This window comes from Streptococcus sp. HMSC071D03 (assembly GCF_001812125.1).
Classification (GTDB): Bacteria; Bacillota; Bacilli; order Lactobacillales; family Streptococcaceae; genus Streptococcus; species Streptococcus pseudopneumoniae_N.
Window position 1 is genome coordinate 1 of sequence record NZ_KV807757.1, and the last position, 9,313, is coordinate 9,313.

Consider the following 9,313-nt stretch of genomic DNA (forward strand, 5'->3'; position numbering starts at 1 on the left):
TTTTGTCTTGTTCTTGTTTCAATTGACTATAAAAGAAAAAGATTGAAGAAAATTGTCCACAACGAACTTTTTCTTCAATCTGAGAGCCAGCTGGCTCTTTTTTATTTATGACTTAATTTATTGGTCAAGAAGTCTCCCAAGAACTGAATCGTAAAGATAATCAAGATAATGATGAGGGTCGCAAGAATAGTCACATCATGATTGTAACGGTTAAATCCATAGGCTATAGCTACGTTACCAATACCACCTGCTCCGACCGCTCCCGCCATGGCTGTTTCACCGACTAGTGAAATCAAGGTTACAGTCGTCACGCGGATCAAGTCTGGAAGTCCTTCTGATAGGTAAACACCCACGATATCCCAGAAGGTCGCTCCGCTAGCTTGAGCTGCCTCAATGACACCACCATCTAGCTCAGCCAATACCACCTGTACTTGACGGGCAAAGAAGGCAAAGACTGCAAAAGATAGGGGTACGATAGCCGCATTTGGACCAATGCTTGTTCCTACGATTAGATGAGAGAAGGGTGACAAGACTGCCAAGAGAATGATAAATGGTACCGCACGGAAAATAGAGGTAATCTTATCCAAAATCCAGAAAACAACTTTATTTTCCAAGACACCACCTGGAGCTGTCAAGACAAGGAAAAGCCCTGCAACCAGTCCTAAGAAACCTCCGATGATAAAGGAAAGAACCGTCATATAAAGAGTCAAGTAGATAGCTGTTCCCCAGCCTGCCTGACCTGACCAGCCCATCTTATAGACATTTGGTAAGTATGATTTAATCAATTCTGCCATCTTACTGCCCTCCCTTCAATACTTTTAGTTGCACACCAGCCTCACGGATAGCTGCCTGGGCACCTTCCAAAGCTTCTTTTTCTCCTGACAAGACAACTACTAGCTCACCAACAGGAGTCCCATCAAGAATTTCAATATTTCCGTAAAGGATATTGGCCGTTACTTGGTAGTGCTTGTACAATTCATTCAAAAGTGGCTCGTCTGTTGAAGCGCCTGCGTACTTGAGTTGCACCAAGAGACTGTTTTCAGATAGGTGTTCCACGATTTCTTGCTTCTCAATCTTGACCATAGCTTCATCAATACCTGTCGCTGTTGAGATAAAGTCTTGAGTCAAAGGTTGTTTAGGATCTGAGAAGATTTCAAGGACACTTCCTTCTTCAATCAAATGCCCATCCTGCATAACTGCTACACGGTTAGCAATGTCTTTGACAATCTGCATTTCATGCGTAATCAAGACAACAGTCAAGCCTAATTTTTGGTTCAAATCTTGCAGCAAGGCCAAAATCTGCTTGGTTGTCTTCGGATCAAGGGCAGAGGTTGACTCATCTGAAATCAAGATTTTTGGATCATTTGCCAAGGCACGCGCAATAGCCACACGTTGTTTTTGACCTCCAGAAAGCTGTGAAGGGTAGTTTTCGGCACGGTCCGCAAGACCAACCAAGTCAAGCAGTTTAGCTACTTTAGCCTTCTTTTCTTCCTTGCTGAGACCAGAGTGTTTGAGGGCAAAGGCTACATTTTCCTCTGCTGTTTTCTGGCTCATCAGGTTAAAATGCTGGAAAATCATTCCGATATCTTGACGTTTACGACGCAACTGCTCGGCCGTCAAGGTCACTTTGCCATCAAAAATCACATCGTCATCAATGGTAATTTTGCCTGCAGATGGCTTTTGCAAGAGGTTAATAACACGAACTAGGGTTGATTTCCCTGCTCCAGAATATCCAACGATTCCGTAGATATCCCCTTCTTGGATGTGAATGGTCACATCCTTGACCGCTGTGATAGTTCTCTTCTTTTGGTGAAAAGTCACATCGATCTGATCTAACTTGATAATATCTCTACTCATAGCTTCTAATCAGCTCCTCTACTAATTCAATATGGGTGTAATAATCGGCGATTCGCACATTTTCATCTCCACCATGGTCTCGGCTATTAGCATTTCCAAGCCCAAAGGCAACCATGGGTACTTCTAAGGCATCAAAGACCGTATGCATAGGTCCTGTCCCAGCTGTAGTCGGCAAGACTGAAACGCCCTGTGGATAGAACTTCTTGGCCAACTCGATCACATTAAGAATGGCTGGCGCACTCATATCGCTCCGATAGCTCATCTCACCCAAGGTATAGTACAATTCTACCTTATCAAAGCCGTTTTTGTCTAGTTGTTTCCGGATTTTATCCAAAACATCATGGGGTTCAAGTCCTGGAACCAAGCGGACTTCTAGCTTAGCGCTAGCTTCTGCTGGTAGAATCGTTTTAACTCCTTGACCTTGATAACCTGACTGAATCCCTTCGATATTAAGGGCTGGCTCAAAAAAGAAACGTTTTAGGAAGGCTGTACGCTCCTCTTGTAAAAGTGGCAATTCCAAGCCATAAATCTGGCTGATTTCCTCTGGATTGCGTTGGGCATAGGTTTCAACCAAGGCCAACTCACGTTCATTCGGCTCCTGCACATCATCGTACAAACCTTCAACTAAGATACGCCCATCTGCAGCTCGCAAACTAGTCAATGCTTGGATGAGATACCATGGAGCTGACTCCACAATGCCACCATAGCTGGAGTGGATATCCACATCAGCACTCTTGACCTTGGCATCAAAGGTCACAATTCCCTTATTACCACCTGAGATTTCTAATTGCTCCAAGGCATTTTTGGTTCCCTGTTCCCAGACTAACAAGTCAGCGCCTCGTAGCTTATCTGCGTGCTTTTCTAGGTATTTGTCCAAGTCAACAGAGGCTGACTCCTCTGCCCCTTCCATGATAAAGCTGATGTTAACAGGGAGATCGTCATGATCTTGCATGTATTTTCTCAGCGCACTAAGTCGTGCAGTGATATGCCCCTTGTCATCATCAACTCCTCGTCCGTACATAATACCATCGCGAACAGAAAGAGTAAAAGGATCCTCAGTCCACACTTGGTCACCATCAGCTGGTACCGTATCATAGTGGTTGTAGAAAATGATGGTCTTAGCATCTGGTCGTGAACTCTTGAAATGTGCCATCACAAAAGGTGCTGTGTAGCTCTCATCAATCTCAACTTCAGCCCCTACACGCTTGAAAATCTCGCCTAGATAACGAGCCACCTCTTTAAGGCCGACTTGTTGGGCAAAGACCGACTTCTTAGAAATCAAGGTACGCAAAACCTCAAAATAATGCTGGGCCACATGATCCTTTTCAAATTTTTCAATTTGTTCTTCTTGGCTAGGGAAAACCATTTTCTCTCTACCTTTCTACTAGGACTTGTACCTTTGGAATCAATACAAGTGAATATTCCTTTTCTTTAGTCTCTATATAAAAGCAAGAGGCGGAAAATTCTCTCCCACCTCTTATATCTTATTACCAAACTGGTTGATCCAAGCCGTCTGAAGTTTCTTCGATGACTTTTTTCACTTCGTCAGTGTGGTAAGCTGCGATAATTTTCTTGATTGCATCAGCTTTAGGTGATGATTCCCAATCTTTTTTCGCAACGATGATGTTGTACCATTGTTTTGAGTTTTCGTCAGCTTGCTCTTTAAAGAGTGCTTTCTTGTAGTCCAATTTTGCTTCTGTAACAAAAGTGTTGTTGACAACAGCAGCATCAACGGATGACAATGAACGAGCTGTTTGGCTAGCGTCCAATTCAGTGATTTTCAAGTTCTTTGGATTTTCTTTGATGTTAGCAACTGTTGCAAGAGCAGTTCCAGAAACATCCAATTTAATCAAGCCAGCTGATTGAAGCAAGTAAAGCGCACGGCTTTCGTTTGTAGCATCGTTAGGTACAGCGATTTCTCCGTTTGCTGGGATTTCTTCCACTTTAGTGTACTTGTTTTCTTCTCCGTTTTTACCTGAGTAAAGGCGGATTGGTGAGATATAAGTATCTGCAATCGCTACAAGATCTTTACCGTTTTCTTTGTTCCAGTTGTTCAAGAAGTTATAGTGTTGGAATGCGTTCAAGTCTACTTCACCATCAGCAGTTGCTTTGTTTGGTTGTGAGTAGTCTGTAAACTCTGTGAATTCCAATTTAATTCCGTCTTTTTCAACCAATTCTTGAACTTTGTCCCAGCGTGCTTCTTCTGAACCGCTACGGTTAACAGTCGCAATTTTAACTGTAGTTGCATTGTCTGCTTTCTTGTCTGAATTTCCGCAAGCTGCAAGTGCAAGGCCTGCTACTGTAGCGATAGCTGCTACGCCTAACCATTTTTTGATTTTCATGATTCGTTCTCCTTTAAAAATAATACCGTACTAGTATCTCACAATTTGTTTGATTTCACAAATTGTTATTAGATAGTCAGATATATAGTTTTAAACTATATGTCTAAAAGTTACAAAATCATCCATCTACGAGAGAATGGATGATTTACAAACTTATTTGATGTCAGCTTCTGCTGGAAGGTAAGAACCACCAAAGAACTGTTGAGATAATTTTTCAAGCGTTCCGTCTTTGTAGAGTTCTTGGATGCGTTTGTCAACAAATGATTTCAATTCATCTTGACCTTTTGCAAGAAGTGGGTATACGTAAGGTTGTTGGTCGCTTGGAAGTTCGATGACTTTCAAGTTATCCAAACCTTGGTTTTTGATAACTGTTTCTACACCGATTTTATCAAAAATCTTGTAGTCAAATTGTCCATCGCTCAAACGTCCCATGATTTGTTGGAAGTCAGCTTTTGTATAGTTAAGAACAGTTGGGTTATCTGCGTGTTGTTTGTTGTATTCTTCCAACTGTTTAGCTGATGTTGTTCCTTGAACGACTTCAGTAGATTTTCCACCGATATCATCAAGCGATTTGATGCTGTTGTCATCTTTCTTAACTACGAGAACGTTAGGATTTTTAGCAGTTGGTGCTGCGTAAAGATATTTTTCTGCACGTTCTTTTGTATAGCTAATGTTGTTAACTGCCATTTGGTAACGATCTGCGTCAAGGCCTGCAAAGATACCTGACCATTCTGTCTTTTCAAACTTGACATCATACTTGTCAGAGTCTTTAAAGATAGCGCGAACAACCTCAATCTCAAAACCAGTCAACTCACCGTTTTCTTCATAGTTAAATGGTTTTGGTGACGCGTTGGTTGCTACAACGATTTCTTTTTTACCAGATGTTGCTTCACCAGATGCAGCATCTTTCTTTTCACCACCTGAGCAAGCTGCCAATACACCTGCGGCTACAAGCCCTAGGGCAGCAAGTGATGAATATTTAACGATTTTTTTCATGATATTTCCTCCAAAATAGAATACAATCTTATCTTAACAGAAAAAAAGGAATTACGCTATTATATGATTTCTATATTTGTGATAGGTTTTCTTTATGGCTGATTAAAAGACCAAACGTAGGACTGCTATCAAGACCACCCCAAAGAGAACGGTCCCCACCAGATTACGATAACGAAAGGCCACAAAAGCCGTTGGAAAGACTGCTAAAAAGTCTAACCACTTTATCTGCGGGAGACTTCCAACTTTTCCTGTCACCACGCTTGATAAAATCAATGCAAAGATAATAGAAACTGGTAGAAATTTCAAAAAGCGCTCGACAATAGGCGGCAGACCCTTGTACTTGGCTAGGATGAAAGGAATCATTCTTGGAATCCAAGTCACCAAACCAGAAAAGACGATTGCCATTAAAATATACTTACTGACCATCCAAGACCACCCCCATGGTACAACCTAGCAAGGTCGCAAACAAGACAGCTAATGACTGAGACACCACCGTCAAGAGCAAAAAGAAAGATACAGCTACAACTGCTAAAATTATGAAGAGATTGCGCAAAGAAATCCGTTTTTGCATAATCTGAAACTGGGAAGTAAAAATCCCAATAAACATACCCACTAGGGCAAAATCTAAGCCAAAAATTTCTGGATTTGGTAGAAGTCCACCTAGAGCAGTTCCGACAACTGTTCCCACAAACCAAGCTACATAGCTGTTAAGGTTGTTCCCGTGCATCCACATAGGGTTAACCTTATCCGTATGCACCAACTCGCCCATCAAAACGCCGTAAGTCTCATCCGTCAAGAGACTAGACATACCAATATTTTGCCAGAGACTGGTATGACGGAAATAAGTCGATGCGTGCAAGCTCAACAAAAAGAGACGCAGATTAATCAAAAAGACCGTCATGGCAATAGCAGCTACTGGAGCTTGAACTGCAATCAAGGCTATCATGGCAAACTGGGCACTCCCAGCATAAACAAAGAGGCTCATCAAGCCCATCTCAACAGGTGTCACATAAGGCGCACCAATAATCCCACAGGCCAGACCAATACTGACATATCCCAGAGCCGTCGGTACCGCAGCTTGCACACCCTCCCAAAATCCTTTTTCTTTCATAGACTTCCTCACTAATCATTCCTTCAGCAGCTGCTTTTCAAACAGTCACAGCAAACATTATTATAACATATTCGTAAAATAGAAAAAAGTCTGCTGACTGACAAGAACAGAAAAAGACTGGGAGGCCAGTCTCAAACATATATTATACAAATTCTCCGCTAAACACTTTCACGGATATTTAGGAGCATGGTAAAGGCAACTAGAAGGAATAGCAATAAAACAAAGCTAACTGCCAGAGTTCCAAAGCTAGTAGCAATGGTTACCAAAGCTATTGTAAATAAGCTAGGTAAAACAACCGTAATGGCGCCAATAGAGGATTGAACTGCTCCCATTGACTCCTCAGGTATTTGTTTAAAAATGAGTTCCTGTAATCGAGGAGAGAGAATACCTGCGAAAAAGGCATCCAAGGCACTAAAGATAAGAATCCAGTCAAAACGAACTGTGGCAAATCCTACTAGAAGAAGCAACTGGATAACAAGTGAGGCATATAGAGCTGTTTTTATAGAAATCGTATTTTTCAGATAGCCACTCACAAGACTTCCGACAATAAGGGCTACTAATTCAAGAGTGGATAACAAGGCAAGAGATTGACCTGTTTGTAAATTCAAAAAGGGCTGATTCCTCAAAAACAGAGTAGAGACAGGAACTGTAACATTTATCACTGCTTGACTAATAGAGATAATAAACAAAACTAAGAGTACCTGATTCATCTTCCATATCAATTTCGATGACTGGACCAAATGCTGGCAAAAGGATTTTACAGAGAGTCCTTCTTGATAGCTAATCGTTTTTTCTACTTTCAAGAGATCATTTTTTATGAATAGGATACCTAAAAATGCGATTAAAAAGGTAAGAGCGTTCAGTAAGGAAATAAACTGGATGGATAGAATACCTAATAAGACTCCTCCTAAAATATTACTGATTGTTTTCACTAAACTAACAGTTGACTGTTTAAATCCAATAGCTTCTGCCAGATGGTCTTCTCCAATAATTCTAATGAAAATCGGAGTGAGCATGGCGCCTGAAAAATAACTCAATGTGTCAGACAAGAGGTTAATCAGACAAATAAATGCTACTAATAACAAGGAAAAGGACTGCCCTGAAAGCGATAGGGACACTATAGAGTAAAGCAAAAATTTTGCAAAACTAATAATTGTATATTTTAGGACACGATGATGTTGAAAATCCGCTAAAACTCCCAGAAAGATTTGTAGAACTTGAGGAAGGGTTTCTGAAATCGTAATGAGTAAAATCGCCAAAGGGGCAAAAGATGCATCTGCCACATAATTCAGAAATGCCAGATAAAAAATCGTATCCCCAATCGTTGAAATCCACTGGTTGATGGTTAATTGCCTAAAATCTCTATTTTGAATAAATACTTTCATCACAACTCCTTTTTAAATTCAAATGGGAAGCATTCCCCAAGGATAGACCAATATTACTCAGCAAGTAAAATTACAGCAAGAGTAAAATTTGAGCAATGGCATTATTAACTATATGCAGTCCAATAGGCCAATAAATAGACTTTGTCACTCTAAAAAAGACTGCCATTATTAGACCACTACCCATATATACGAAAAAGTCTGTCAAGACCCAACCATGACTACTGATATGCAGAATTCCAAATAAAGTAGCCGAACCGAGCACATCCAGTCCCCATTTTTTCCCTTTTTCCAAAGCGGTCATCACCAATCCACGATAAATCATCTCTTCAAAAATGGGACCTGCAATCACAGGATAGAAAAAATACATCAAAAATGCAGTAGGACCTGTAAAAGTAGGAAGATCTAGTTGATAAGAAATTGCATTTTGGGTAGGTGGGAATAGGAAAAATTTAATAAAATTCCAAACAAAAAAAGCAAGAAGAGCTAAAAAGGAATAGAAAAGATAGGACACTTTAAATTTTCTGCTATTGATTTGTTGCCATTTCCCTGACCAAACCATAACAATAAAAATAAGTAGAACCACAAGAAAATGCAACATTAGCCTCGATAGATAAAATGCAAAATCAGATAGACCAGCAGCCAAGTCGCTGTGTAAAACCAGACGGATGAAGAACTGGTCCGCAATGATAAGTAGAATGGCTACAAACAAGTAGTAGCGTGAGATTATCTTTTTCATATATCACCCTTCTAAAATCCAAACACCAATAAACTAACAATGAGCAAGAAGGTATTCCATGAAACATGTAAAGCTATGGTCCAATAAATAGAGCGTGTACAGCGAAACATCATGCAAAATATCAAGCCCATTACAAAGTATAGTATGAAATCTGTCGTTATCCAACCATGCTGTAGAACATGCATAGCGCCAAATATGGTAGCAGAAACAAGAACATCAATATAGTAGTTTTTAAATTTAGACAAGCTTGTCATCAAAAAACCACGACACACGATTTCTTCTGCTACAGGTGCGATAAGGCTACCGTAAAGTACACGCGTAATAAAATAGCTAATTCCTGTCAAACTGGTGGCTACTTCCACTACCGTACTTCCATTTTGCGTACGAGGAAAGATACGTGTTGCTAGATTTGCCCACACAAATAATAAGAAAAAAGAAAGAAAGAAAACACCTAGGTAAGACCAACGAAACTGGAAACGACCATACTCTTTCCAATGTTCACTTTTGACAAAAATAATTGTAGATACAGTTCCCAGTATAAGTACGAATAAAACCTGGAACACATAGTAGATCTCATCAGACAAAGCTACAGTAAAATCTAAGTCTGGTATGACATTAAAAATGAGGTAATAGGTCAAAAGCAACAAGCCAGTTGCTAGGTGAAATTTCATTTCTTTCATTTTCTTCATTTAATCAACTCCTATAGTATCCTATCTTCTACTACGCTTAAACAACTCACCTGTTGGATCTACAGCCCAAGCAAAAGCACCACGACGAGGACTCATCCCTTGATTTATGATTCTCAAAATCCTCTAAAACAACAAAGGAAGTAGATGCCCAATACCGTTATAGACTATATGCAGTCCAATAGGCCAATAAATAGACT

At 40.3% G+C, this 9,313-nt stretch carries 10 protein-coding genes; all 10 read right to left on the reverse strand.

Translation table 11 applies throughout. From position 1 onward, the window contains the following. Positions 1-101 precede the first annotated feature (101 nt). Positions 102-794, reverse strand: coding sequence for a methionine ABC transporter permease (locus HMPREF2837_RS06115; protein WP_049548099.1), 693 nt, complete (start codon positions 792-794; stop codon positions 102-104). Position 795: 1 nt separating this feature from the next. Beyond that, on the reverse strand, positions 796-1,857 hold the full coding sequence (locus HMPREF2837_RS06120) for a methionine ABC transporter ATP-binding protein (RefSeq protein ID WP_049548100.1): 1,062 nt from the start codon (positions 1,855-1,857) through the stop codon (positions 796-798). Then, a complete protein-coding gene (locus tag HMPREF2837_RS06125; RefSeq protein WP_049548101.1) occupies positions 1,850-3,223 on the reverse strand; it encodes a M20 family metallopeptidase in 1,374 nt (457 codons plus the stop codon). The genes HMPREF2837_RS06120 and HMPREF2837_RS06125 overlap by 8 nt, the downstream gene beginning before the upstream one ends. Before the next feature lie 121 nt (positions 3,224-3,344). Next, positions 3,345-4,199, reverse strand: a complete 855-nt coding sequence (locus tag HMPREF2837_RS06130; RefSeq protein ID WP_049548102.1) for a MetQ/NlpA family ABC transporter substrate-binding protein — start codon at positions 4,197-4,199, stop codon at positions 3,345-3,347. 153 nt (positions 4,200-4,352) lie between these two features. Next, positions 4,353-5,195 carry an amino acid ABC transporter substrate-binding protein gene (locus HMPREF2837_RS06135; protein ID WP_045762539.1) on the reverse strand — a complete coding sequence of 281 codons (843 nt, stop codon included), beginning with the start codon at positions 5,193-5,195 and terminating at the stop codon, positions 4,353-4,355. Positions 5,196-5,297: 102 nt separating this feature from the next. After that, on the reverse strand, positions 5,298-5,621 hold the full coding sequence (locus HMPREF2837_RS06140) for an AzlD domain-containing protein (RefSeq protein WP_049548103.1): 324 nt from the start codon (positions 5,619-5,621) through the stop codon (positions 5,298-5,300). After that, complete coding sequence (locus HMPREF2837_RS06145; RefSeq protein WP_049548104.1) at positions 5,611-6,306, reverse strand: AzlC family ABC transporter permease; 696 nt, start codon at positions 6,304-6,306, stop codon at positions 5,611-5,613. Before HMPREF2837_RS06145 ends, HMPREF2837_RS06140 begins: the two co-directional genes overlap by 11 nt. 158 nt (positions 6,307-6,464) lie before the next feature. Then, on the reverse strand, positions 6,465-7,691 hold the full coding sequence (locus HMPREF2837_RS06150; RefSeq protein WP_049548105.1) for an MFS transporter: 1,227 nt from the start codon (positions 7,689-7,691) through the stop codon (positions 6,465-6,467). 70 nt (positions 7,692-7,761) lie between these two features. Beyond that, positions 7,762-8,427, reverse strand: a complete 666-nt coding sequence (locus HMPREF2837_RS06155; protein WP_075230732.1) for a CPBP family intramembrane glutamic endopeptidase — start codon at positions 8,425-8,427, stop codon at positions 7,762-7,764. Between the two features lie 11 nt (positions 8,428-8,438). Next, positions 8,439-9,116 carry a CPBP family intramembrane glutamic endopeptidase gene (locus HMPREF2837_RS06160; RefSeq protein WP_049548096.1) on the reverse strand — a complete coding sequence of 226 codons (678 nt, stop codon included), beginning with the start codon at positions 9,114-9,116 and terminating at the stop codon, positions 8,439-8,441. Positions 9,117-9,313 lie beyond the last annotated feature (197 nt).